Source organism: Pantoea sp. XAF26B01_ASV70, assembly GCF_054512635.1.
Map to the genome: position 1 here is coordinate 2,554,880 of NZ_CM137251.1, position 22,677 is coordinate 2,577,556.

Annotated in this window: 25 protein-coding genes and 2 pseudogenes; 10 read left to right on the top strand and 17 right to left on the bottom strand. The window is 56.4% G+C overall.

Annotation, left to right across the window (positions count from 1 at the left end; all coding sequences use genetic code 11):
• Positions 1-111: 111 nt before the first annotated feature.
• The 8 genes from ACX8ZY_RS11930 to ACX8ZY_RS11965 all read right to left on the bottom strand — a co-directional run bounded on the left by ACX8ZY_RS11930 (position 112) and on the right by ACX8ZY_RS11965 (position 9,163).
• On the bottom strand, positions 112-1,530 hold the full coding sequence (locus ACX8ZY_RS11930; RefSeq protein ID WP_167422802.1) for an L-fucose/L-arabinose isomerase family protein: 1,419 nt from the start codon (positions 1,528-1,530) through the stop codon (positions 112-114).
• Positions 1,531-1,550: 20 nt separating this feature from the next.
• Positions 1,551-3,038 (bottom strand): FGGY family carbohydrate kinase, encoded by a 1,488-nt coding sequence (locus ACX8ZY_RS11935; RefSeq protein WP_421665010.1) that lies wholly within the window; start codon positions 3,036-3,038, stop codon positions 1,551-1,553.
• 2 nt (positions 3,039-3,040) lie between these two features.
• Positions 3,041-3,985: a transketolase family protein gene (locus ACX8ZY_RS11940; RefSeq protein ID WP_010669881.1), complete on the bottom strand. Its 945-nt coding sequence runs from the start codon at positions 3,983-3,985 to the stop codon at positions 3,041-3,043.
• Positions 3,978-4,808, bottom strand: coding sequence for a transketolase (locus ACX8ZY_RS11945; RefSeq protein WP_421665011.1), 831 nt, complete (start codon positions 4,806-4,808; stop codon positions 3,978-3,980). The genes ACX8ZY_RS11940 and ACX8ZY_RS11945 overlap by 8 nt, the downstream gene beginning before the upstream one ends.
• Before the next feature lie 188 nt (positions 4,809-4,996).
• Positions 4,997-6,103 (bottom strand): ABC transporter permease, encoded by a 1,107-nt coding sequence (locus tag ACX8ZY_RS11950; protein ID WP_039391650.1) that lies wholly within the window; start codon positions 6,101-6,103, stop codon positions 4,997-4,999.
• A gap of 2 nt (positions 6,104-6,105) precedes the next feature.
• Complete coding sequence (locus ACX8ZY_RS11955; RefSeq protein WP_033786046.1) at positions 6,106-7,620, bottom strand: sugar ABC transporter ATP-binding protein; 1,515 nt, start codon at positions 7,618-7,620, stop codon at positions 6,106-6,108.
• Entirely contained in the window at positions 7,620-8,219 is a 600-nt protein-coding gene (locus ACX8ZY_RS11960; protein WP_052270923.1) for a DUF2291 family protein, read from the bottom strand. The genes ACX8ZY_RS11955 and ACX8ZY_RS11960 overlap by 1 nt, the downstream gene beginning before the upstream one ends.
• Before the next feature lie 2 nt (positions 8,220-8,221).
• The gene (locus ACX8ZY_RS11965) at positions 8,222-9,163 is read right to left on the bottom strand and encodes a D-ribose ABC transporter substrate-binding protein (RefSeq protein WP_010246199.1); all 942 of its coding nucleotides are present in this window, start codon (positions 9,161-9,163) and stop codon (positions 8,222-8,224) included.
• Positions 9,164-9,346: 183 nt separating this feature from the next.
• Between ACX8ZY_RS11965 and ACX8ZY_RS11970 the strand changes: the two genes are divergently transcribed.
• Positions 9,347-10,321 carry a sugar-binding transcriptional regulator gene (locus ACX8ZY_RS11970; RefSeq protein WP_045140498.1) on the top strand — a complete coding sequence of 325 codons (975 nt, stop codon included), beginning with the start codon at positions 9,347-9,349 and terminating at the stop codon, positions 10,319-10,321.
• On the opposite strand, the gene emtA is transcribed toward ACX8ZY_RS11970, so the two are convergent.
• Positions 10,314-10,943 (bottom strand): membrane-bound lytic murein transglycosylase EmtA, encoded by a 630-nt coding sequence (emtA, locus tag ACX8ZY_RS11975; RefSeq protein ID WP_010246204.1) that lies wholly within the window; start codon positions 10,941-10,943, stop codon positions 10,314-10,316. The two genes, ACX8ZY_RS11970 and emtA, sit on opposite strands and share 8 nt — an antisense overlap.
• Before the next feature lie 164 nt (positions 10,944-11,107).
• On the opposite strand from emtA, the gene ldcA reads away from it, so the two are divergent.
• Positions 11,108-12,031, top strand: a complete 924-nt coding sequence (ldcA, locus tag ACX8ZY_RS11980) for a muramoyltetrapeptide carboxypeptidase (RefSeq protein WP_081115534.1) — start codon at positions 11,108-11,110, stop codon at positions 12,029-12,031.
• A 22-nt stretch (positions 12,032-12,053) separates the two neighbouring features.
• Complete coding sequence (locus ACX8ZY_RS11985) at positions 12,054-12,716, top strand: MBL fold metallo-hydrolase (RefSeq protein ID WP_010246210.1); 663 nt, start codon at positions 12,054-12,056, stop codon at positions 12,714-12,716.
• Here the strand turns inward: ACX8ZY_RS11985 and ACX8ZY_RS11990 are convergent, their stop codons facing one another.
• The 3 genes from ACX8ZY_RS11990 to ACX8ZY_RS12000 all read right to left on the bottom strand — a co-directional run bounded on the left by ACX8ZY_RS11990 (position 12,717) and on the right by ACX8ZY_RS12000 (position 13,892).
• Positions 12,717-13,130: a GNAT family N-acetyltransferase gene (locus ACX8ZY_RS11990; protein ID WP_010669877.1), complete on the bottom strand. Its 414-nt coding sequence runs from the start codon at positions 13,128-13,130 to the stop codon at positions 12,717-12,719.
• Between the two features lie 14 nt (positions 13,131-13,144).
• Positions 13,145-13,528 carry a hypothetical protein gene (locus ACX8ZY_RS11995; protein ID WP_010246217.1) on the bottom strand — a complete coding sequence of 128 codons (384 nt, stop codon included), beginning with the start codon at positions 13,526-13,528 and terminating at the stop codon, positions 13,145-13,147.
• Positions 13,529-13,712: 184 nt separating this feature from the next.
• Positions 13,713-13,892, bottom strand: coding sequence for a hypothetical protein (locus tag ACX8ZY_RS12000; protein ID WP_010246220.1), 180 nt, complete (start codon positions 13,890-13,892; stop codon positions 13,713-13,715).
• A 214-nt stretch (positions 13,893-14,106) separates the two neighbouring features.
• Between ACX8ZY_RS12000 and ACX8ZY_RS12005 the strand changes: the two genes are divergently transcribed.
• From ACX8ZY_RS12005 to ACX8ZY_RS12015, 3 genes are all read left to right on the top strand, one after another.
• The gene (locus ACX8ZY_RS12005) at positions 14,107-14,436 is read left to right on the top strand and encodes a hypothetical protein (protein ID WP_010246223.1); all 330 of its coding nucleotides are present in this window, start codon (positions 14,107-14,109) and stop codon (positions 14,434-14,436) included.
• A gap of 61 nt (positions 14,437-14,497) precedes the next feature.
• A complete protein-coding gene (locus ACX8ZY_RS12010) occupies positions 14,498-15,055 on the top strand; it encodes a hypothetical protein (RefSeq protein WP_022625839.1) in 558 nt (185 codons plus the stop codon).
• 23 nt (positions 15,056-15,078) lie between these two features.
• Entirely contained in the window at positions 15,079-16,089 is a 1,011-nt protein-coding gene (locus tag ACX8ZY_RS12015) for a Ppx/GppA phosphatase family protein (protein WP_167422806.1), read from the top strand.
• 20 nt (positions 16,090-16,109) lie between these two features.
• On the opposite strand, the gene ACX8ZY_RS12020 is transcribed toward ACX8ZY_RS12015, so the two are convergent.
• A complete protein-coding gene (locus tag ACX8ZY_RS12020) occupies positions 16,110-16,322 on the bottom strand; it encodes a DUF2767 family protein (protein ID WP_010246232.1) in 213 nt (70 codons plus the stop codon).
• Positions 16,323-16,534: 212 nt separating this feature from the next.
• Here ACX8ZY_RS12020 and ACX8ZY_RS12025 point away from each other — a divergent pair, with 212 nt between their 5' ends.
• The 4 genes from ACX8ZY_RS12025 to ACX8ZY_RS12040 all read left to right on the top strand — a co-directional run bounded on the left by ACX8ZY_RS12025 (position 16,535) and on the right by ACX8ZY_RS12040 (position 18,884).
• The gene (locus tag ACX8ZY_RS12025) at positions 16,535-16,783 is read left to right on the top strand and encodes an ElaB/YgaM/YqjD family protein (RefSeq protein WP_010246235.1); all 249 of its coding nucleotides are present in this window, start codon (positions 16,535-16,537) and stop codon (positions 16,781-16,783) included.
• Between the two features lie 168 nt (positions 16,784-16,951).
• A complete protein-coding gene (locus ACX8ZY_RS12030) occupies positions 16,952-17,122 on the top strand; it encodes a hypothetical protein (RefSeq protein WP_010246238.1) in 171 nt (56 codons plus the stop codon).
• A 362-nt stretch (positions 17,123-17,484) separates the two neighbouring features.
• Positions 17,485-18,546: a glycosyltransferase family 9 protein gene (locus ACX8ZY_RS12035; RefSeq protein ID WP_421665012.1), complete on the top strand. Its 1,062-nt coding sequence runs from the start codon at positions 17,485-17,487 to the stop codon at positions 18,544-18,546.
• Entirely contained in the window at positions 18,546-18,884 is a 339-nt protein-coding gene (locus tag ACX8ZY_RS12040; protein ID WP_158131795.1) for a DUF1493 family protein, read from the top strand. Before ACX8ZY_RS12035 ends, ACX8ZY_RS12040 begins: the two co-directional genes overlap by 1 nt.
• Here the strand turns inward: ACX8ZY_RS12040 and ACX8ZY_RS12045 are convergent.
• The 4 genes and pseudogenes from ACX8ZY_RS12045 to umuC form a co-directional block, all read right to left on the bottom strand.
• Complete coding sequence (locus tag ACX8ZY_RS12045; RefSeq protein WP_158131796.1) at positions 18,878-19,885, bottom strand: glycosyltransferase family 9 protein; 1,008 nt, start codon at positions 19,883-19,885, stop codon at positions 18,878-18,880. The genes ACX8ZY_RS12040 and ACX8ZY_RS12045 overlap by 7 nt on opposite strands.
• Before the next feature lie 633 nt (positions 19,886-20,518).
• On the bottom strand, positions 20,519-20,716 hold the full coding sequence (locus tag ACX8ZY_RS12050) for a hypothetical protein (protein WP_010246253.1): 198 nt from the start codon (positions 20,714-20,716) through the stop codon (positions 20,519-20,521).
• Between the two features lie 525 nt (positions 20,717-21,241).
• Positions 21,242-21,415: pseudogene (locus tag ACX8ZY_RS12055) on the bottom strand (isocitrate/isopropylmalate family dehydrogenase); the annotation flags it as partial.
• Between the two features lie 200 nt (positions 21,416-21,615).
• Positions 21,616-22,659 (bottom strand): annotated as a pseudogene (gene umuC / locus ACX8ZY_RS12060) (translesion error-prone DNA polymerase V subunit UmuC); the annotation flags it as partial.
• Positions 22,660-22,677: the final 18 nt, after the last annotated feature.

The following is a 22,677-nucleotide window of genomic DNA, read 5'->3' on the forward strand; positions in this document are numbered from 1 at the left end:
GTCAGAGCCCGCCTTCCTTTTCAGGCGTGGCGGGCATACAGGCCGGTGCGGGCGGAATCGTGACCGCATCGGCTGCTTCACCCCTTGCCTTCAGCCGTTCCGCCTTACCGCTTACTGATGCCGGTAGCAGCTCACGCCGAGATACTCACTGAACGCTTCCTGCAGCACACCAGCCGTGGCAGAGTGGTTCATCGCCACATGATGCTCAAAGCCGTTACGGCAGATCCACGCCAGCAGTGTCTCCAGCTGCGGCACCTGGATCACCGCACGGCAACCTACCGTGTCCAGCGGATCGGTGACCGACATTCCCTCTCCCACATAGGCTTTGATTTCGCCGCTGAAGTCGTCGGTAGAGAGGCGGAAATAGGTCAGATCGCCCTGCTTCATGCGGCCATGCACTGCGCCACAGGTGTTCTCTTTGCCCACGGTGGTGCCGATGATATCCGCCGTGCCCATGGTCGGTGACTCCAGGCTGGCGCTGGCGAAATTACCGCAGTGAAACAGCACACATTTGTCCCGCTCGTCGCCAAAGTTGTTGTTCCAGTCTGCCAGCGAGGCGGGGTTCAGCGAGCAACTGGCGAGCGCATACATCGACAGCGCCCCCATCACATCCACTTCGCAGGCGCTGGGCATCAGCTGGCCCGACATCACGCTCATGATTGAGCAGACGTTAATGCCCAGGTTCTCCTGCAACGACGTCCAGCACTGGATGGCGGTGGTATCGATATCGTTGTCGCTGATCCACTCGCTGATCACCACAAACAGTTTGGCCATGGTCACCAGTTTTTCACCCGGAATACCCCGCGCATCGGCGTTGGCCTCCAGGATTTCACGCTTCTCTGCCACGCGGATATCGTCATCGCGCAGCCGGTTGGTGCGGGTAAAGATCTCCGATAAATCCAGGGTCTCCACCGCGATGCCCATCTTCTCCAGCAGCTTTTCGCTGTAGCGCACGGTGTTGAATCCGGCGGGCCGGGCACCAATTGCCCCGACGCGTACCCGACGCATGGCATTCACCACCCGACAGAGCTGGCTGAACCGCTGCAGATCCTGCATAAACACGTCGCCGCTCAGTGCGCAGACGTGCTGACGGGTCAGCGTAAACGGGATGCCATATTGCCGCAGGTTGTTGCAGAGTGAAATTTTGCCGCAGAAGCTGTCACGGCGGGTTGCCAGCCCCATTTTATCCAGATTGTCCTCTTCGGCCTGCACCAGCACCGGCACATTCAGCCCGGCGAGACGCAGCGCTTCCGCGATGGCTTTTTCATCACCAAAGTTAGGCAGCAGCACCACAATGCCGTGAATCGCTTCGCGATGCTGGCGAAACAGCGCGGCGCAGGTTTTCGCCTCCTGACGCGTCTCGACGCCGCCCAGGTTGGTCTGGGTCTCATCCAGCATCACCGTATTAATGTTCATCTTTTCAAACAGCGCGACCGCCTGCTGGCGCGCCTCGCCCACCAGATAGCTGGGAAAAAAACCCCGGTTGCCAATAATGACGCCGAAGGTTAACTGCTGAGGAAGTGTTGACATGGCTCTGCTCCGGATAAGGATTAATGTGGCTGATAACGACAGCGTGCAACGGCGTCAATCCAGCCTTTATAGTTTTCCTGCATACGCTGCGCGTGCTCTTCACGCGGCATGATGACGCTGCCGCCCTGCAGCGCCTGCATATCACTGCCCTGCTGCCACCATCCCAGTACTTTGCCTGCCAGCAGTGCCGCGCCCAGCGCGGAGACCTCGGCGGTAGGCACCCGCTGCAACGGCCGCTGTAACACATCCGCCTGTAACTGCATCAGCCAGCTATTTTCGGTGGAGCTGCCATCCACACAGAGCGCCGGAAGCTGCTGGCCGCTGGCCTGCTCCATGGCAAAAAAGACGTCGGCGATTTGCCAGACGATCGACTCCAGCGCCACCCGCGCCAGCACGGCGGGTGTGGCGGCATCCGTCAGTCCGCACACCATGCCGCGCGCCTGCAGATCCCACCAGGGCGCGCCCAGGCCAGAGAGCGCCGGGACAAAATAGATGCCCTGATTGTCGTCGCAGCGCTGCGCCATCGCGGTGAGCTCGCGCGGCTCCTGCACGCCGAGCATTCTGCCCAGCCAGGCGGCACCGGAACCGGTGTGAGTGATGTTGCCTTCAAACGCATAACGCAGCGTGCCGTCATGCCAGGCCACGGTGGTGCTGAGGCCATTTTCCGTCAGCAGCGGCGTCGCCATGGACATCATCAGGGAAGATCCGGTGCCGTAGGTGGCTTTCACCACTTCAGACTCGCCGCGCCGCTGCGCCTGTAAGGCGGCATGAGAGTCGCCGATGCGCGCCAGAATCGGCGTGCCTGGCGCTAAGCCGGGAATATCACTCACAGCGACCACGCCCTGTTCACTGGCTGAGGCGGTGATGCGCGGCAGCGCGGCGCGCGGCAGCTGAAACAGCGTCAGCAGCTCGTCGTCCCAGTCATTAAGATTCAGGCTGTAGAGTTGAGTACGGGAGGCGTTAGCATGATCGGTAATAAATACCTCGCCCGCGCTGAGCTGCCAGCTGAGCCAGCTGTCGACCGTGCCGATACAGAGTTCACCCGCCGCCGCCCGCGCCGCGCCGTCGGGAATGGCGGCCAGCATCCCGGTCAGCTTGGCGGCCGGAAACATCGGGTCAACGGCCAGGCCGGTCAAACCGGTGATGCGAGGTGCTTTGCCCGCCTGACGCAGGTCGCGACAGAGTGACTCGGATCGTCGATCCTGCCAGCTCACCAGCGGCGTCAGCGGCTTGCCGTCACGCCGCTGCCAGATCAGCACCGACTCGCGCTGATTACTGATCGCCACTGCCGCGACAGGCGCGCCACCACAGGCTGCCAGGCAATGGGTAATGGCCTCTTTTACCGCCTGCCAGATCGCCACAGGGTCCTGCTCAGCTAGTCCTGGTTGCGGGTGTTGCAGGGTTAAGCTCTGGCTGCCGCGCGCCACCACGCGGCCATCACGATCAACCGCAATCGCCTTGGCATTGGTGGTGCCTTCGTCGATCGCCAGAATCAGGGGTCCCACCATGTTTATGCTCCTGCGCAGATGCGCGCTGCACTGTTCACCACGCTACTGGCATCAATGCCATGATGGGCGCGGGTCGAGGCGCGATCGCCGGCAATCGCATATTCCCCATCTGCAATGCCGAGCCGCAACAGCGGGATGCCGCAGCCGCCTTCCGCCAGCACTTCGGCCACCAGGCTGCCGACACCCCCATTAACGTTATGCTCCTCTACGGTAATCACCGCTGGGTAGTGATTTAACAGGTTGCGCAGCTGTTGGGTATCACAAGGTCGAATCGATGGAACCGCGATCACACCGGCTGAAATGCCCTGCTCAGCCAGTTGCTCAGCAGCGTGAACTACCTCGTGAACCGTTGAGCCCATCGCCACCAGTGCGATGTCGCTGCCTTCACGCAGCAGGTCGATCGCGCCCGGCCTGAACTGGTAGCTTTCTTCGTGCAGCTGCGGCAGATCTTTGCCATCCAGACGGATATAGACCGGCCCGACATGCTCAAGGGCGTAATCGATGATCTGACGGCACTCCAGCGGACAGGAAGGCGCATAGATCTCGATGTTGCCGAAACCACGCATCACCGCAATGTCATCAATGCTGTGATGGGTACTGGCTAACGGGCCATAGCTGGTCCCGGCATTCAGCCCGAACAGTTTGACGTTGGTGTTGTTGTAGCAGACGTCGACTTTTACCTGCTCATTGGCGCGTGACACCAGAAATGGTGCGGCGTTACAGGTCACTGCGACCTTGCCGCCCAGCGCCAGACCGGCCGCCGTGCCCACCAGCGTCTGCTCAGCGATGCCGACGTTAATCAGCCGGTCGGGAAAGGCCTTGATAAAGGGGGCGATTTTGGCCGTCGACGTGGAGTCGGCTACCACCGGCACCAGATCCACACCGCGATTCACTGCGTCGATAAAGGCCGTGACCATGACGCTTGCTAAATGTTGTGCATTACTCATCTTTCAGTTCCTCCAGTGCCAGTGCGATCTCTTCGCCTTTCGGCACCCGGTGATGCCATTCCGCCTTGCTCTGGATAAAGGAGACGCCAAATCCCTTCTCGGTATGCGCCACAATCACCTGCGGTTTGCCGTTCTTCGGCAGGTTTTCAATGGTGTCGACCACCGCCGCCATATCATTGCCGTTGCATTCGGTGACCTCCAGCCCGAAGGCGCGCCATTTTTCCGGCAGCGGATCGGTGTTCATGATGTCGCGGGTCGCGCCCGCCAGTTGCAGCTTGTTTTTGTCATTGATGATGATCAGGTTGTCGAGGCCGTAATGCGCCGCCACCAGCGCCGCCTCCCAGTTGCTGCCTTCAGCCAGTTCACCATCGCCGGTCACCACAAAGATGCGGCGCGGGCTGTTATCTTTTTTCGCCGCGATAGCGATGCCCACCGCCACCGGCAGGCCGTGACCCAGCGCGCCGGTGTTCAGCTCAACGCCCGGCGTTTTCTGCCGTACCGGATGGCCGGGCAGATGCGAGTCGGCATGCTGGTAGGTTGCCAGCCAGTCGGTCGGGAAGTAGCCCGCTTCCGCCAGCACGCAGTAATAACCCCCCACCGCATGCCCTTTGGACTGGATATAGATGTCACGCTGATCGTCGTCTGTGCGATCCGGGGCGCAGTTCAGAACGCGGAAGTAGAGCGCAGTGAGGATCTCTACCTGTGACAGGTCAGCGCCGGTATGACCGCCTGCCGGGCTGCCCGCGTTAAGCTGGATGATGCGGCGGCGGATTGCCCGCGCCCGGCGCTCAAGGTCATCGACCGGAAGATTGAAAGGATTCATACACTACCTCTGAATTTTAAATCGGTTATGAATATATATTCACGTCGGTTAAAAAATTTTGTGCCTGAAAAAAAGGGCTAATAAACTGAACCGCCCTTTGTTCGCTACTCTGTTCATTAAACCGGGCAGGCCGTCCGCTGAAAGAATCACACAGCGGCACCCGCTGTCTGGTTCCACGCACTTCCCCGTCAGAGTTTTGCCGGTGTCCCCTCCTCGATTAACGCTTTCTGAGCCACCACGGCCGCCTTCTGCTGCATCCGGCTCTGGGTCTGATCGATGATCACCGCGATAATAATCACGATGCCTTTGATCACCATCTGCCAGAATTCACTGACACCCATCATGATCAGGCCATCCGCCAGAAAGCCGATGACGAACGCACCAATCAGCGTACCGAGGATGGTGCCGCGTCCGCCCGCCAGCGACGTGCCACCCAGCACCACGGCGGCAATGGCATTCATCTCAAACGCGGTGCCGTTAGCCGGATGGCTGGCGACCAGTTGCGATGAGACCACGATGCCAGCAATCGCCGCGCAGAATCCCGACAGGGTGTAGACCAGAATTTTTACCTGCCGGGTTTTCACACCCGACAGTTCAGCGGCACGTTCATTGTCTCCGATGGCATAGACCTGACGGCCAAACGGCAGGCGACGGGCGATGTAGGCGATCACCAGCGCCAGCACCACCATCATCCAGATGGCGTAGGGCAGCCCGAGAAAGGTTCCGGCACCAATCCGATCGAAACCGGTATTGCCCAGTAGCGGATTCCCCTGCAGACCGGGAAAGGTCTCGCCACCGGAGGTAAGCATCGCCGCGCCGCGCAGGATGTACATGGTGCCGAGGGTGCAGATAAAGGGGGCCACGTTGTAGCGGGTAATGATCCAGCCGTTGCCCGCGCCAATCAGCGCGCCGATCAGCAGCACCACCGGCACTATCACCCAGACGCTGGGGAAGATGGCGATGCCAAACATCGGCAGCACAATGCCTTTGGTAATCAGCCAGCCGGCGATCATGCCGCACAGTCCCAGCGTTGCCCCAATCGACAGGTCAATTCCCGCGGTGATAATGACAAAGGTAATGCCCAGCGCCAGAAAGGCGTTGATGGCGATATGTTTCACCATGATCACCAGGCTGCCGGTGGCGAGAAAGTCCGGCACGGTGATGGCGAAGAAGCCGACGATCAGAATCAGCGCAATAAAAGTGCGCAGCTTCAGAAGCAGCAGCAGAATGCTTTCACGTGAACTGAACGCCTTAGCCGGAAGTGTGGTCAGCGCGACGCTGTCATTGCTTTTCATGCTCAGAACCCCTGCGCACTTGCTTTCACCAGCGCTGCCTCTTCCGCCTGGTCGCGGGGAAGATCAGCCGTAAGTTTGCCGCCCGACATCACCAGGATGCGATCGGCTACCGCCATAATCTCTTTCAGGTCCGAGGTGGAGAACAGTACTGCAATGCCCTGCTGCGATAGCGCCACCATCATGCGAAACACCTCTGCTTTTGCACCGACATCAATGCCGCGACTCGGCTCATCCAGCAGCAGCAGACGCGGATTGGTCAGCAGCGCGCGGCCAATCACCACTTTCTGCTGGTTGCCACCACTCAGCGCGCTAATGGCCACGTCCGGCGAGGAGATTTTGATCGCCAGGTTGCCCACCGTCTGGCTCACCGCCTGCTGCTCCGCCTGGTGGGCAATGGCAAAGCGATGTGACAGACGCCGCCACAGGCTGGCGATGGTGAGATTACTGGCAACCGATGAGACCGGGAAAATCCCGGCACGTTTGCGATCTTCCGGCACCAGACTCATGCCCATGCGAATACGGTCAGCGGTGGCCAGACGGGTCGGCAGCGGTTTGCTGTCGAGCCACAGCTTGCCCAGATAGTGACGCTGACTGCCAAGCAGACACTCAAACAGCTCGGTGCGGCCTGCGCCCATCAGCCCGTAAATCCCGACAATTTCCCCGGCCCGCACCTGAAAACTGACGTCATCCACCAGGGTATTACCATTGGGGCTGACGCAGGTAATGTGCTGCGCCTCCAGCACCGGCGCGCCAAACTCACGCGCTTCCGGCAGGAAGGTGGTGACCGGTTCACTGCCCAGCATCTCACGCACGATCCACGGCACATCGATGCTGCTGACCGGCGCTTCGGCCTGAAAGCGCCCGTCGCGCAGAATGGTGATCACGTCGCCAATCGCCATCAGCTCTTCCAGCCGGTGGGAGATGTAAATCACGGTAACGCCCTGCTGCGTCAGGTCGCGGATCACCCGGAACAGGATCTCCACTTCGGTTTTGCTTAGCGCCGAGGTCGGCTCGTCGAGGATCAGGATGTCCGCATCTTCCGCCAGCGCTTTGGCAATCTCGACCAGCTGCTGCTGACCCACTTTGAGATTACCGACCCGCTCATGGGGTGAAATCGGCTGATCCAGGCGCGCCATCAGCGCGGCGGTGCGGCGTGCCTGCTCCGCCTCGTTGATCGGGGCCAGACCGCGCTGGATCTCCCGGCCCAGAAACAGGTTTTCAGCCACCGTCAGGTTCTCAAACAGATTCAGCTCCTGGTGCACCATGCCGATGCCGTGCCGGGCGGCGTCGCGGGTGCTGCTCAGCGTCAGCGGCTCGCCATTCAGGAACAGCGAACCGGCCGTGGGCTGCTGTACCCCGGCCAGAATTTTCATCAGGGTCGATTTTCCCGCCCCATTCTCACCGATGATGACGTTAACTTTGCCGCGCCAGACCCGATAATCGACGCGATCCAGCGCCAGCGTGCCGGGAAACAGCATCGATATCTGTTCGGCCCGCAGAATGATCTCATCGTCCATCAGGGCGTCCCCCGCTTCAGCTCAACCGCTACCACATCTTCAACGCTGTTCTGCCCGATGGTTACGGCCAGCAGCGCCTGCACCGGCTGGTTGACCCAGCTGGCATCCAGCGGTGGCAGTTGCTTCACCGCGTGACGGTTCAGCGCCCGCGTCAGCTGGGCGTACTGCACCTGATTGGTAAACTCTTCGAAACGGAAACCGGCGGCATCCCGGATAGCGTTACTGCGCAGCACCGGCCCGACACTGACCGCCACCGGCTTGCCGTTAATCATCAGCGTCAGCGTGCGTTCACGCGGGTTACTCTCATCAAAGGCGCTGGCTTTACCCCCGGCTCGCACGAAGACGCTTTCGCGCCCGCCGGGTTTGACCGTCTGACTTTTCGCCTCCATGTCGGCCCAGCTCAGCGCATGGCTGTTCGCGGTGGTCATCACGCGCGGCTGCCAGGTCTCTTCCGCAATCTGCTGCGGTGTCTGGGTGGTATAGCTGGGTTTCGCGTGCGGATCCTTCGGCAGGATCGGCTTACCGTCCGCATCCAGATCCACCACGGTGCAGGCGCTGAGTAGCGCCATACCGGTCAATACCGCCAGCATCCGTTTCATGGTTATTTCGCCAGGTTGAAGTTTTTCAGCTTAGCGGCGTTGCTGTCGTCAATCAGCACGCAGTCCATCAGCTGCTTCTCCTGTTTCTGCGCTTTGCCGTTCTTCAGGTAGTAATCCGCCTGCGTGACCGCCATCTGCGCCTGATCCCAGCCCGGCTGCAGCACCGTCGCTTTAATATTGCCTTTGTTGAGGATCGAATCGCGGGTGTAGTCGCTGCCATCAAAGCCCACCACGATCACCGATGTTTTCCCGGCGGCTTTCAGCGCGGCTTCGGCACCCAGCGCCATGGTGTCGTTACCGGAGATGACGCCAACGATGTTGGGGTGTTTCTGCAGCAGGGTCTCCATGCGGCTGAAGGCTTCGGTCTGGCTCCAGTTGGCGCTCTGCTGAGCCACCATTTTCATGTCGCTGTAGTCATCCAGCACATCGTGATAGCCCTGCGACCGCACGCCCGCGTTGGTGTCAGACTCTTTGCCCAGCAGTTCAACATAGTCCCCTTTGCCGCCCAGCAATTTCGCAAATTTCTCCGCGCCCAGCTGCGCCCCCTGATAGTTGTTAGAGACGATCTGCGCTACCGCGATGCCGGTTTTGTTGATCTCCCGGTCAATCAGGAAGGTCGGGATCCCGGCATCTTTGGCTTTCTGCACCGGCCCGACGGTGGCGTCGGCACCAGCGTTATCAAGAATGATCGCTTTGGCTTTGCGCGCAATCGCGGTCTCAATCAGCTGGTTTTGCTTGTTTACGTCATCATCGTGCGACGCCACCAGCGTGGCGTAACCCAGCTCTTTGGCTTTCGCTAAGGCCCCTTCCGCCTCGGCTTTAAAGAACGGGTTGTCATGGGATGGGGTGATAATCGCCAGCAGGCCTTGCTCTGCCGCCAGCGCGGTCGCTGAAAAGGCGAGCATCGATGCGAGCAGGGTCAGTTTGATCAGAGGACGAGTCATTATTTTTCTCCGCTTGAATATATATTCACACGCGATTTTATATGCATAATGACTATGCGCCCGCGCTGACGTGCCGTCCAATGCGCGATCGTTAAAAAGCGAAAACGATCACAAATTAGCCTGCGTTGTGATTTTGATCATCCTGGTTAACAATACCGGGCAGAATCAGAGAGGGAAAAACCGATGGCAAAACAGGATGAACAGCGACTGATGGTAAAGATTGCCACCCTTTACTATGTCGAAGGGTTGAAGCAGTCAGAGATTGCGGAGTCGCTGACCTTATCGCAGTCGTTTGTCTCACGCATTCTTAATCGCAGCGTGAAAGAAGGTGTGGTCAAGATCAGCGTGGTGCCACCAGCCAACGTTTATCCTGAGCTGGAAAAGGCCATTGAGCAGACCTATAACCTGCCGCAGGCGATTGTGGTGGATGTGCCGGACCAGGCGTCGCCGCTGCAGATTAAGCAGGCGATTGGATCGGCGGCCGCTCACTATCTGGAGACCCGACTGCGAAACGATGAGCTGATTGGTATTTCGTCGTGGAGCGGCACAATCCGGGCGATGGTGGATGCGCTGCATCCGCTCAACAGCGCCTGCAAAGGGGTGATCCAGCTGCTGGGTGGCGTCGGGGCTAACGGCAATGTGCAGGCCACGATTCTGACGCAAAATCTGGCGGCGCTGCTGAACTGCCCCGCCTGGCTGCTGCCGTCGCAGTCGATTGAGCATTCGGTCAGCGATCGCCAGCGGCTCTCTGCCAACGCAGAGGTCGCCGAGGTGCTGAGTAAATTTGAGCAGGTCGACCTGGCGATTGTCGGCATTGGCGATCTGGAGCCGTCGGCGCTGTTACGTAATTCGGGCAACTACTACGATGGCAGGATGCTACAGACGCTGGCGGCGCGCGGTGCGGTAGGCGATATCTGTCTGCACTATTTCGACGCCTGCGGACAGCCGGTGCTGAAAGCAGAAGAAGATCCGGTGATTGGTATGGAGCTGGCACAGGTAAAACAGTGTCCACAGGTGGTCGGGCTGGCAGGCGGAAGAGAGAAAGCGCAGGCGATTCGCGGTGCGCTGCTGGGCGGCTACATCAAGGTGCTGATCATCGACTATCCCACGGCGCGGCTACTACTCACGCCGCAGGATTCATCACAACCGGTCAGATAGTGCGGTAAGCCGTGGTGACTTTCCACAGATAGCGCGGGGCCTGCGCCGCCGGATGCTTGTTCTGCACATGCTGATAGAACTCATCCGGTGACATCGCATTGATCATCGCAATGGCCCGATCGCGATCGCTGGAGAAAGTCCGCAGTAACGCCCCTGCGCCGTTGGCATAAGAGACGATGGTGGCATAGCGCAGGGTCAGCGGATCGCGGATGCCCGACAGCGCGGAGTTCTGCAGAATGCGGATATAGGCGGTGCCGATATCAATATTTTTGGCCGGATCGCGCAACTCGGCATTCGACGGCTGACCACGACGGCCCAGCGTGCGATAAACTTCGCGCCCGGCGGTCGAAGCTTTAATCTGCATCAGCCCCACCGCATTTGAACGGCTCACCACGCCCGGATTTCCACCCGACTCGACACTGATAATGGCGCTGATCAACTTCTCATCAACGCCATAATGACTGGCGGCATCTTCGGTAAACATCGCCCAGGTGCCATTGACGCTGGACGGCGGTGCCTGAGTTAATGGCGTGTTGCGCTGCTTAACGGCATGGTGCGGTGGCTCGCTGGCACAGCCGGTCAGGAGTAACGCTGAGAGTATAAGGTGTCGGATTTTCAGCAATTTTTCATCTCGTAGCTGTTGTGGCGAATGCTATCATACCCAGGCAGCCTGAGAGCAAAATTACCGTTTATCCTAAATGCATGAAAATGCGGCGCGTACCGTGACTTCAGCGGCGCTTTTCGCCATCATCGCCGTCAGTCAGGCGCTAACAGCAGGAAAGTATGATGATTTCACGTTCAGTTCGTCTTATCTCCCCCTCCGGTTACTGTCACAATCAGCCTGCGGCGCTGCAGGGCATTGCACGACTGCGTGCGGCCGGCCATCAGGTAGAGAACGAGCAGGTGATCACCCGCCGTTTTCAGCGCTTCGCCGGTACGGACGCGGAGCGCCTGGCGGATATCAACCAGCTTGCCAGCCTCAGCACGCTGCCCGATGTGGTGCTGGCGGTGCGTGGCGGTTATGGTGCCAGCCGGTTACTGGAGTCCATCGACTACATCGGCCTGCAACGCCGTCTGCTGAATCAGCCGCTGGCGCTGTGCGGCCACAGCGACTTCACCGCGATTCAGCTGGCGCTGCTGGCGCAGGTCGGCCTGATTACCTTCAGCGCACCGATGCTGGCCGGTAACTTCGGCGCCGCGACCTTATCTGAATTTACCCTTCACCACTTCTGGCAGGCACTGACTTCACCTACAGTAGAGGTGAGATGGCAAAGCGAAACGCCTGACGAGGGTGAATGGCAGGGTACGCTGTGGGGCGGGAATCTGGCGATGATCTGCTCACTGATTGGCACGCCGTGGATGCCGCAGTTTGAGAACGGCATTCTGGTGATTGAGGATGTGAATGAGCATCCGTTCCGCATTGAACGCATGCTGATTCAGCTGCAGCAGAGCGGCATTCTGGCGCGACAGCGGGCGATCGTTACCGGCAGCTTCACCAGTACAGCCCTGACAGAATATGACAACGGGTTTGACTTCAGCACCGTCTGGCAGCGACTGCGTGACACCACCGGTCTGCCGCTGATTTGTGGATTAGATTTTGGTCATGCCGCTGACACCGTAACACTGCCTTTGGGTGCCAGCGCACGATTAGCGGTCAGCCAGGGCCACGCACGTTTGCAGGCGACCGGGCATCCCGTCCTGCGGGAATAGCGTTTGTTTCAGGAGATCGACATTGAAGCCGTTGTATGACGATTTGTGGATCTCAACCCCGGAATTTCCGGTGGAAGATGCCGTTAATGACCTGATGATGCATGGCTTTATGCTGCGTCACCCTCGCGGCAATCTGTTGATTGGCCGCGTAGAAAATCCGCTCGATCATGAAGTCATGGCCGATACCGGCGGCGTGATCCGCCACTACCTCACCCACTGGCATGAATCCGCGCCCGGTGCGGCGCTGATCCAGCAGCGCTTCAGCAGCGCACTTTACTGCCATAGCCGATCGCTGGGCCCCATCAGCCGTTTTGCTGAGCCTGATGACACCTTTTCGCAGCAGGAGACGCACTTCGGGGATTTCCATCTGCTGCCAACGCCAGGACACACACCGGGCAGTTGCAGCTATCTCTACACCTCGCCGCTGGGGCTGACCTATCTGTTTGTTGGCGATACCGTGACGCGTTCGCATGACCGCTGGATCACGGTGCTGGTGCCGGACAGTAATCCGGCTGAGCTGAGCCAGACGCTGGAGTTTTACCGCTCCCTGCGTCCCGACGTGGTGCTGATGAGTACCACGCGCGGGCATCTCTCCTGGAAAAAAGTTACGCTGCAGAGCTGGCTGGCCGCGATTGATGAAGCAGAACAGCATCCGCTGGATTTGCGTCAGCAACCGTTGTTCTGATTACAGGGCTTTCGTCAGATAGTGGCGCTGATGATGCCGCGGATAGTTATCCAGGCTAAAGCGCAGCGTATAGCCGAGCTTTTCATAAAACGGCCGCGCCTGAAAACTGGCGGTATCCACCTGGGCAAAGCGGCAGCCGCGATCCCGCGCCTCCTGCTCTGCCGCCTGCATCAGCTTACTGCCCGCCCCCTGCCCGCGTAGCGCCTCACTCACCCACAGCATATCAATCCGCAGCCAGTTTCCGGCGGTTGATCCGGTCAGTCCGGCCAGCTTTCTGCCCTGGTCATCACGAATAAACACGCCGATCGATCTGATCTCATCAATATTAATATATTTGCTGTTGAACGCAGTCAGACCCAGCCTGACTTCATCCAGATCCTGCGTTGTGACCTTATCGGTAATCTCGGGTTGCATAGTGGCTCCGTGGGTTAAGTATCGGAGTGCTGACGATCGTCGTAGCGCTCCAGGCTCAACGCATCAACATCGCGTTTTTCGCTGCGGCTGCAGGGCAGCAGTTTATCGCTGTCGCGGTAGACAAAAAAGGTCGCCTGGCTGCGCTGGTTCACAATCAGCTGATCGCCATTGCGAAAGCGAGTAATCGCCACCTTATCACCCGCCTCTAAACGGGTACGCTGCTGACCGGCAGCAATCTGGAAATGCCCCGGCGGCCACATTAACGTGGTTAAACCATATTCGGCACGCGAAACGGTCATGGTTGTCCGGCCGGGACAGTTAAGCTGAAATTCCGTCTCGCTCCAGGCGGGTGCGATGTGACAGGCCAGCAGGCCCAGGGCAATTAATGCTGCCTTCATGCTTTTTCTCCGCTGATTTTATTGAGATTTTTTAGCTTAACACATCACAGGACGGAGAAGGGACGCGGGGCAACCCGCAGCAAGACCATTGAAAGATAGAATCGGCGTGCGAAGAAATCTGAAAGTTGAGAAAAAATAAAGTAATCCGGCCAGCGTAACAGGCTGCCACACTGACCGGATATGATTATTCGGCTGCTACCTCGGCGGCCACTAACATCAGTGCCAGCCCGGCATTCTCGCTATCGTAAGCCTGCATTGCTGCACGTATATCCGCTGAACAAGCGATCACCTGTTGCTTCTTATCGGCTTCTAACTGGTCAATCGCATGGCGAATAATCATTAGACTTGCTTCTTCTTCGTTCATCATTTATCCCTGAATTTGCCTAAGTGGTGCGCAAAGGAGCCAAGAATAACGTTTATTGATAAGCAAAGTCACCCTTTTACATTCCTGTTGCTTAACGATTAAACAAATCACAAACAGGAAGCGCAGCGTAAACTGCTATGATTAAGTAATCAGTGACGCAGCAGGATAGACTCTGCGCCACGAAACTCCCAGGGATTGAAGCAGGTAGAAAATCATGATGCGTCTCAGCATTTTTATCCTCATCGCGATGGTGACTGGATGTTCATCTGGCCCGAAAGGGGTGGAATGTCCGGGTGAGGTCTCGACAATTTATGGTCAGTCGATGGGGCATACCCAGGGCGTGATTTTTGATCTGGTTAATAGCTTCACCGTGACCCGGGATAAGGTCAGCGTTAAGAGTGGCCCGCTGCAGTCGCTGGATCGGTTTAAATATGTTCCCTCCGCCGTCACGCCTGAGGGCTATTACGCGCAGCGCCTGTCAGATAAGCAGTTCCGCCTGATCAACCCTTACCAGGACACCCAAATCACCTGGACCTGTCCATAAGGGATGAATCCTGCTGCCAGATGGTTTATTGTCAGGAAACGTCAAGCAGCAGGTCTCCCCGATGGAAAAGCGTCTGGATAACAACGGTTATATCGACTTCCCCTTCCCCGCCACCCGCAATGCGGATGGCTCCGTGAATCCCTGTGGCTTTGATCTGACGCTGGAAACCGGTCGTCTTGAGGAGATCGCGGTGCTGAACCATTCAGTGAATCTGCGGCGGCTGGTCGAGGAGATCAATCTGCAGGAGGGGCTGTTTATGACCCTGGCCTGCGACTGGCAGCAGCAGGCAGATGCGGTCTGTGGCTTTATCGATGTGGCTTTTCGTCCCGATCTGCCGCAACACGGCTTTGAGGAGGCGCTGCAGCTGGAAGCGAACTTTTATCGCTATCTGACCGGGCAGGAGCAGCAACATCAGATGCCCGCCGAGACGCTGGTCAATTATGCCCGCTCGGTACTCGACTGGAGCTGGTCGCCGCTGCGCCAGCGTCAGCGCGATTATGAAAAGATCACTATTCAGTTCTATTGTCCGCAGGCGGATGACGCCGAATGGTGTTTTGATCATCTGCGTCACTTCCTGGTGAGCGTCTATCCGGCCTGCGTCGCCGCCCGTTCACTCTGATCCTCATTGCCCCCGGAGTCGCTATGCGTTCTGCTGCGCTGTCTGCTGTCACGCTGTTCTGCTCACTGTTTTTTGCCGCTGCTGCCCAGGCCGATCGCTGCCAGCAAATCCGCGCCGGTCTGGATATCGGTTCCGGCACCACCAAAATTGCGGTAGCCCGTGTCAATGTCTGCCAGCTGCGCATCGAAAAGATGCTGTATCAGGATCAGCGCGCCGTGGCATGGAACGAGGCCTTAGCGCATTCAACAGATAATCAGCTCAGCCCGGCAATGACTCATGAAGGTGCCGCCGCCCTGCAGCAGCTTTTAACGCAGGCACAGCGCTTTCATCCACAGCGGATCAGCGGCGTTGCCACGGCGGTGTTCCGCAACGCCAGCAACGGTCAGGCGGTCATCGATCAGTTGCAGCGCCAGACCGGTGCGCAAATCAGCATCATCTCGCAGCAGCAGGAAGCGAAACTCGGTTTCCTCTCCGCTAAAGCCGCGCTTAACGATCCGGCGATCCGTGATGAGCAGCTGCTGGTCTGGGATATTGGTGGGGGATCGATGCAGATGACTGCCTGGCGACAGCAGGCGGGTCAGCCGGTTGCAGATATCTATCAGGGCAAACTGGCCTCGGTGACGCTGAAAAACTTTATTCTGACGGTGCTGAAGAACAGCCCGGAGGCCAAATCCCCTAATCCGATTGGCTCCTGGCGGCAGTCGGTACTGCGCTTTGTGCAATTTTATGCCGCTAATGAGGTCAGTCCGCAGATTAAACAGGATCTGGCGAGCCGTCGGGTCATTGGCATCGGCGGCGTACATGGTTTTTCAATCCGCAATCAGTTACCGGGCAAACCCCATCGCTACAGCCTGACGACATTAAGTCAGCTGTCGCAGCAGCAGGTCTGGAAAGGCGACAGTGAACTCCCGGGCGACTACCGGGCCACTGATGTCAGCAATCTCTTACTGGTTGAAGGTTATATGCAGGCGCTGAAAATTAATGAGGTTACGATTGTTGAGGCCAGTCTGATTCAGGGCGTGCTGCTGCAGTAGCGCAGCGTTTCCGCACTATGCTAAACCTCTGGCTTAATCAGCCGGATAGCATGATCCAGCATCCGCTGCTCATCCCGTTCACTGTGCGCGCGCTGCTGACGTATACGTTTAAGCAGGTCGTAGATTTCGCCACGGCGGGTGTCATGGCCGCGCTCCGACAGCACAATGACCGCATCGCCAATGACCCGGCAGACTTCATCATAGTCGTCATCATTCAGTGCATCACGTTTCATTGCTTATCCTCCGGCTGTAGCTTTGGCTATGGCTGTGGCAGCGCCTGAGTGCGCCTCTCTTTCCAAAGGCTAGACAGTAAATCCCTTACCCGCAAACGCAGCGCCATTAACAGCCAGGAATGATTTTTTAGCCCATTTTCCTCCGCTGGAGGAGCAGAATTCACTATCTTTGCTACGCTTTGAGGGTCTCACTCAAAACCAAGGAGCAATAAATGTCAGGAAAAATCGAAGATAAAGTAAAAGAAGCCGCTGGCGCAGTTCAGGAACAATGGGGTGCAGCAACCGGTTCATCTGAGCATCAGGCTAAAGGCGCAGCACGCCGTTACACCAACCAGGCAAGCTATGCTGCCCGCGATGCTGCTGACTGTATCAAGGATCAGGTTCAATCCAATCCTGTTGCAGGTCTGGCCGTTGCTGCAGGCGTTGGCGTATTTATCGGCTTCCTGCTGGGCCGCAAGTAATCGCGCTGAACGTCAACAGAACGGGAGCCACTGGCTTCCGTTTTTTTTGCCTGGACTCTCTCCGCCGGCTGAGAAACATCTGAAAGATAAGCCTTTTCAGGCCAGAATGCGGTAAGTATCTATGCTTAGTCTGGTTTCGTCTCTTTCTGACAACATCAAGGTGACCTTATGAAAACAATTCCTGCCCTGCTGCTGGTTGCAGCGACCTTAACCTCTCTGGCGGGCTGCTCGCAGAAGAGCGACGCAATTAAAGATGATGGCCGCCCTCATGCACCAAGCGGTCAGTCGTCACCGGGCGGTACGCTGGGTTCAGGCCCGGTGGGTCAGCCACAGTCGTAATACCCTGCCCCGGCACACGTGCCGGGGTTTGTTTTATCGCATGTTTTTTAATAGATAGAAGTCATAGAATAATTCCGCTAATAATTAACCTGCTATTAGTTATGGCCGAAATCAGAGTATTTTCCATACTTTCCTTTTTATAAGAATCATCCCATCTCTTTTTAATAATCTCTTACTTCTTTTACACAATTCTGTATATATACCCAGAATAAACAACATTAAAATTGTGGAAACAATTTAAACGAAATTTCTACGGCAGCGAAAAATAAACCTTAATAATGAACTTTAGTCGCAGAAATATTCTCTAATAACTCACAACACCTTTTGTTAAATATTATTGATACATTTAAGAGAATTCAGACGTGAAGAAAAAAAAGATTTATCTGATAGACCGACTTTTAACGCTCTATTCTCGATTTTCCAGCAGAACAAAACCACAGGCCTTGCACGACCTGGCCCCACAAACAGTGGTGATTTACTCCACCACGGCACTGGGCGACTTTCTGATGAATACGCCGGCTATCTGGAGCCTGAAAAATCGCTTTCCCGCCAGCAAGTTTATTCTGGTTTCCAGCAAGAAAAATAAGGATCTCGTCAGCCGTTATAACTGGTTTGATCAGATCTATATCTGGGATAACAAACTGGCGAATTTCCTGCCACTTTTTTTCAAACTGCGCCGCCAGAAACCTGACCTGTCAGTAATATTACACGCCCATTTCCCCTACGATATTATGAGCTCGGTACTGACCGGCAGTAAGGTGATTGTGCGCGATCATTACGGCCGCGAATCGCCTCTGCTAAATAAATATCTCGATCACTATTCAGGCTATTTCGATGACCATACCATCAAGCGTAAGCTGAAACTGATTGAAGTCCTGGGCGCAGAGACAGAGCAGACCCGGATGCACCTTCCGGCACTGAACAACAGTCCGACTGCAAAGGCTGACCATTGCCGTATCGGTTTTCAGTTAGGGGCATCAAAAGATATTCGCCGCTGGCCACTGGCCTCCTTCAGCCAGCTGGCGACAGCCTTGCTTGAACGCTGGCCTGACACGGAAATTATCGTTACCGGCACCGCCGCTGAGCAGCCTCTTGAGCAGGAATTTATTGAAAGCCTGCCCCTGCACTACCGTCAGCGTGTGACCCCGATGGCGGGTAAAACGAATCTCAGCGGCCTGATTAGCCTGATTCGCACGCTGGATGTGCTGGTTACCGGGGACACCGGTCCACTGCACATCGCCGTGGCCGCGCAAACGCCGACGGTCAGCCTGTTCTCGACCGCCAATCCGCGTTATACCGGTCCCTGCCAGGACAGCGATCGGCACATCATTATTCACCGCCCGGATAAAACCGCCTCACAGCATCCGATGGCAACGATCAAGGCCGATGAGGTCGGGCAGGCCGTGGCGAAACTGGTGGGGTAATGAACGACCTTTCTCAATCCATCATTGCGCTGATTGAGCACCACAATCAGCCAACCGCACTGGGCTGGTTCCGGAAAGTGGATCGGGCGGGATTTCATCTGCAGCAGTTACCGCTGAGTGAAGTGGACTTTGCCATTCTGATGAGTGATTTTTTTATCACTTTCGGCGTCTGTTCAGAACAGTATGATGACGCCCGCTATTTTCCGGAGCCGCGCCGACGGCGCTTTGCAGTGGCAAACTGGTTTACTGCGGGCACAGCACGGCCTTATCGTCCACTGACGGTCGCCATGCTGTGTGAAGCGGCCAGACTGGGACGCTGGCCTGAAGAGGATTACTGAGTAATGGTATGGGCGAAGGCGTCGTAGACCTCGCTGCTGCTCAGCGCATTGACCTCACGTGACGCCGGTTGCAGCACCTGATAGTTAACCTGCCACGGATGCCAGCATGCCGGATCGCTGTCGCCAAACAGCGCGACGACCGGCAATCCCAGCGCCGCACCAATGTGCATTGCCCCGCCATCACTGCTCACCAGCCCCTGACACAACGACATTGCTGCAATCAACTGCGGCAGGCTGGTGGTTGCCACCGCTTTGATTGGCAGATGCGGGCAGAGCGCCATAATTTCACGCGCTTTTTCATCATCTCCCGGATGACGCGGATTATCACGGCTGCCGGGTGACCAGAGCAGCATTATCTGGCAGGGATGACGCGCCGCGATTTTTTCAGCCAGCCCGGCAAACCGCGCGGCTTCCCACTGCTGGCTCGGCTTGCGGGCGCTGATTTGCAATGCATAGACCGGAACAGCGGGATCAATCGCACAGCTGTCACGCAGGCTGGCCGCGATTGCCGCATCCGGCAGCAGCGTCAGTTTGCCTGGCGCTGTGGCGCTGAGATTGAAAGGCCGCCCCAGGCTAAACAGGGTTTCACTGATATGACACGGCGACTGGCTGGGTGGCGGCAGCAGATCGGTAATCAGCGGATGGGGATGGCCCAGGGCAATCACTCTGGCGGGACGCACTGTTTTAACCCACTTCAGGCCATGCTGATCCCAGCGGCTTTTTGCCAGAATCACCACATCGTAACGTTGTTTTTTCAGGGTCAGCATCAGCTTCAGTCGCTGTAAGAGACAGGCCAGTCGTCCCTGCCCTGCCTCACGGTGATGCAGTTTAGTATAATAGAAGAGCTGCCGGATATCGGGATTATGCTGCAACACTGGCGCAGCGTAATTGTTAGTCAGCACGTCGACCTGATGCTGCCCCGACTGCGCCAGCGCACTGATCAGCGGCGTGGTCAGTAAGGTGTCGCCAATATTATCCCGACAAATAATTAAAAACCGCATGTCTGACATCCTCTGCGCAAAGGCTACGCCGTTCTGGCTGAATGAAAGTAAGACTCGCCCGATTAACGTTCTGAAAACGGTAACGTAACGGTATAGTCAGCAAATTAGTCAGCGCAGTGTCAGATTGGTTCCATAGTTGCGATATTGTTAAAATATGAGGCCAGCACGACAGGCCAGAGACAGACCTGAATTATTAACCGGATTATTATTTTACGGCGTCGGCCCTGCCGGGCCAGCATGCAGAAAAGGAAAAGGCCGCCCATGGCGTAATACTGGTCAGTTAAGATTAGATTTGTAAAGGCTGTCACGGTCAAACGTGCCAGCTTTTTTCCGGGCGAGCGAGCCGCAGTGCGGGCCAGCGCAGGCCGGTGGCGATCAGGGGCAGGCAATCCGCAGCGCTGAACATAATGAGTCTGCCAGGAGAGCCCGCAGGACGCGGGCGAAAGGCGGGGCGGCACAGGATGTGCCATCCCCGGCGGTCCGTCAGGCAGGCGAATGAAGTGAAGGAACCGCGCAGCGGCGCGAGGACCGCCAGCCCCTGAGCGGCACCAGACTGCGTTATCACCTGTCGCTTAACTAACTGGCATTACGCCCATGGCGGCCTGAGGTCTCTGGCTTGATAACCGGGATCGGTCAGTCGGCGCGGGTTGTCAACAGGCTGATAGCCAGCGTCATCACGGGTTCCGGGTTGATTCCGGTAAACATTTGATGAATTTTTTCAGAAATGGCTTCGCCAGTCACCGGCTTATTTTCAGCCACGATTTCCATCACCGCCTGTCCAAATAGCAGGCGACATGCCGCAATAGCATCACTTACCGCTTCATCATCCATAATGCTCTCCCTCTGTATCGGCAGAAGCGTACACGTCTGCGGCAACCGGATCATGCGTAACTCTATTTTTTTGTGGTACAGGTTACAAAATTGAATCAGCTGTAAGGAGCAAATAACGTGGCCCGACACATTTAATGCCGGGCGCTTAACTGGTACTGAAAGAGATTAACAGAGGGTATCGTTTAACAAATCAGGCGTGACAGGGTGGATGACAGATATGCGTTCACTCACTCTTTTACCGTGGCATCAGACAATTCAATTTGCAGAGAGAGTAAAATGCCAGGCAGCGGGAAATGATTTAGCAGCGCTCTCACGGAGTAAATGTCTTAAACAGCACGGTGCGAAAACAATAAGCGCTTAGATGAGTAATCGCTATAACGATGATCGCGGAAAAGACTGGATTGTGGTTGCTGTGTGAAGGTGATTTTATGAACAGTTTTGGGGAAGTTTGGGGGAAAGAAAGCGGGAAGTAAAAAGCCAACACGATTTTTACGTACGTGTTGGCTGTATGTTACGTAATGCGGATTACATATTATCGATGATCGCGTCACCAAACTCTGAACATTTCAGCAGCTTAGCGCCATCCATCAGGCGTTCGAAATCGTAAGTCACGGTCTTGTTAGCGATAGCGCCTTCAACACCTTTAACAATCAGGTCAGCCGCTTCGAACCACTCCATGTGACGCAGCATTATTTTAGCAAAACAATGTTATCCAACTGATTTTATTGATTTAAAAGCAAGAAAACATTGCTATGCATGTCCTTTGTCAACGAAAATAAACGCTATAAAATCCAATAGGTTGCATTGAGTTTTGGGGAAGACTTTTATCGCAACAGTGTATGAATTTCACTCATTACGATCTTAGATTGGCATTGGTAACAGGTTAATAACAGCTACGCTCATTTTGCGACTGGCAGGTCTGCAAAACGGGTCGTGTAAGCTGGTGAAAGCATCTCTCGCTTCATGGCCCATGACCTTTCAATCCCCTGCCCAGCGAAAAATAAATTGGCCTTCCCGCTCTGATTTAGCCCATCTATTACTCGCATCAGAGCTTCACTGTTGGGCTGTGGCCGGTACTCATCAAACAGATTGAGCTGAGACACACCCTGGCTGAAAAAATCGCCTAACATCACTCCTGCTTTCATATAACGGTGTCCGTCTACCCATATGTCATCAAGTGCGTCCATAGCAACACGGATGATGTCGCGAGTATCGTTAGAAGGTGTAAGCAGCTTTCGCGAGGCCTGATTGCCATAAAAGACCTCACCCTCTGCGTGCGGACTGGTTCGGACAAATACTGCTATCTGCTTACAGTACTGCCTTTCTTTTCTCAGCTTTTCGGCTGCCCGCTCTGCGAAAGAGCAAACAGCCTGACGCATGTAAATGTATTCAGTGATGCGTGAACTGAATGACCGCGAGCACACTATCTGTTGTTTGGTTGGTGCAAATTCTTCGAGCTCCAGGCATGGCTCCCCGCGCAGTTCTCTTACGGTGCGCTCCAGCACCACGTTAAAATGCTTACGGATGATGTAAGTGCTTTGCTCCGACAGATCTTTCGCGGTAATGACGCCCATGGCATTCAACTTCTTGCTTATGCGACGGCCAACACCCCAGACATCTTCAACCGGCACCAGCGCCATCAATTTCTTTTGACGCTCAATATTCGACAGATCGAGTACGCCGCCTGTCTTTGACCACTTTTTTGCAGCGTGATTTGCCAACTTTGCCAGGGTCTTAGTTGGCGCAATGCCAACACCTACGATGAGATGTGTTTCTTGCTTGATACGCGCCCTAACCCGGCGTCCGAAGTCTTCCAGTGGTTCAATACGGCTCATGCCGCCGAGATTCATAAACGCTTCGTCGATTGAATAAATTTCCACTGCTGGTGCCATACCCTCAAGCGTGGTCATTACCCTGTTCGACATGTCAGCATTTATGTGGAATACAGTTTCAACAGCTTA

What these genes read in the sequence shown, in the direction of transcription:
- ACX8ZY_RS11930 (WP_167422802.1), bottom strand. Translation starts at nt 1,530, where the DNA reads ATGTCAACACTTCCTCAGCAGTTAACCTTCGGCGTCATTATTGGCAAC.
- ACX8ZY_RS11935 (WP_421665010.1), bottom strand. Translation starts at nt 3,038, where the DNA reads ATGGTGGGACCCCTGATTCTGGCGATCGACGAAGGCACCACCAATGCC.
- ACX8ZY_RS11940 (WP_010669881.1), bottom strand. Translation starts at nt 3,985, where the DNA reads ATGAGTAATGCACAACATTTAGCAAGCGTCATGGTCACGGCCTTTATC.
- ACX8ZY_RS11945 (WP_421665011.1), bottom strand. Translation starts at nt 4,808, where the DNA reads ATGAATCCTTTCAATCTTCCGGTCGATGACCTTGAGCGCCGGGCGCGG.
- ACX8ZY_RS11950 (WP_039391650.1), bottom strand. Translation starts at nt 6,103, where the DNA reads ATGAAAAGCAATGACAGCGTCGCGCTGACCACACTTCCGGCTAAGGCG.
- ACX8ZY_RS11955 (WP_033786046.1), bottom strand. Translation starts at nt 7,620, where the DNA reads ATGGACGATGAGATCATTCTGCGGGCCGAACAGATATCGATGCTGTTT.
- ACX8ZY_RS11960 (WP_052270923.1), bottom strand. Translation starts at nt 8,219, where the DNA reads ATGAAACGGATGCTGGCGGTATTGACCGGTATGGCGCTACTCAGCGCC.
- ACX8ZY_RS11965 (WP_010246199.1), bottom strand. Translation starts at nt 9,163, where the DNA reads ATGACTCGTCCTCTGATCAAACTGACCCTGCTCGCATCGATGCTCGCC.
- ACX8ZY_RS11970 (WP_045140498.1), top strand. Translation starts at nt 9,347, where the DNA reads ATGGCAAAACAGGATGAACAGCGACTGATGGTAAAGATTGCCACCCTT.
- ldcA (WP_081115534.1), top strand. Translation starts at nt 11,108, where the DNA reads ATGATTTCACGTTCAGTTCGTCTTATCTCCCCCTCCGGTTACTGTCAC.
- ACX8ZY_RS11990 (WP_010669877.1), bottom strand. Translation starts at nt 13,130, where the DNA reads ATGCAACCCGAGATTACCGATAAGGTCACAACGCAGGATCTGGATGAA.
- ACX8ZY_RS11995 (WP_010246217.1), bottom strand. Translation starts at nt 13,528, where the DNA reads ATGAAGGCAGCATTAATTGCCCTGGGCCTGCTGGCCTGTCACATCGCA.
- ACX8ZY_RS12000 (WP_010246220.1), bottom strand. Translation starts at nt 13,892, where the DNA reads ATGAACGAAGAAGAAGCAAGTCTAATGATTATTCGCCATGCGATTGAC.
- ACX8ZY_RS12005 (WP_010246223.1), top strand. Translation starts at nt 14,107, where the DNA reads ATGATGCGTCTCAGCATTTTTATCCTCATCGCGATGGTGACTGGATGT.
- ACX8ZY_RS12010 (WP_022625839.1), top strand. Translation starts at nt 14,498, where the DNA reads ATGGAAAAGCGTCTGGATAACAACGGTTATATCGACTTCCCCTTCCCC.
- ACX8ZY_RS12015 (WP_167422806.1), top strand. Translation starts at nt 15,079, where the DNA reads ATGCGTTCTGCTGCGCTGTCTGCTGTCACGCTGTTCTGCTCACTGTTT.
- ACX8ZY_RS12020 (WP_010246232.1), bottom strand. Translation starts at nt 16,322, where the DNA reads ATGAAACGTGATGCACTGAATGATGACGACTATGATGAAGTCTGCCGG.
- ACX8ZY_RS12025 (WP_010246235.1), top strand. Translation starts at nt 16,535, where the DNA reads ATGTCAGGAAAAATCGAAGATAAAGTAAAAGAAGCCGCTGGCGCAGTT.
- ACX8ZY_RS12030 (WP_010246238.1), top strand. Translation starts at nt 16,952, where the DNA reads ATGAAAACAATTCCTGCCCTGCTGCTGGTTGCAGCGACCTTAACCTCT.
- ACX8ZY_RS12040 (WP_158131795.1), top strand. Translation starts at nt 18,546, where the DNA reads ATGAACGACCTTTCTCAATCCATCATTGCGCTGATTGAGCACCACAAT.
- ACX8ZY_RS12045 (WP_158131796.1), bottom strand. Translation starts at nt 19,885, where the DNA reads ATGCGGTTTTTAATTATTTGTCGGGATAATATTGGCGACACCTTACTG.
- ACX8ZY_RS12050 (WP_010246253.1), bottom strand. Translation starts at nt 20,716, where the DNA reads ATGGATGATGAAGCGGTAAGTGATGCTATTGCGGCATGTCGCCTGCTA.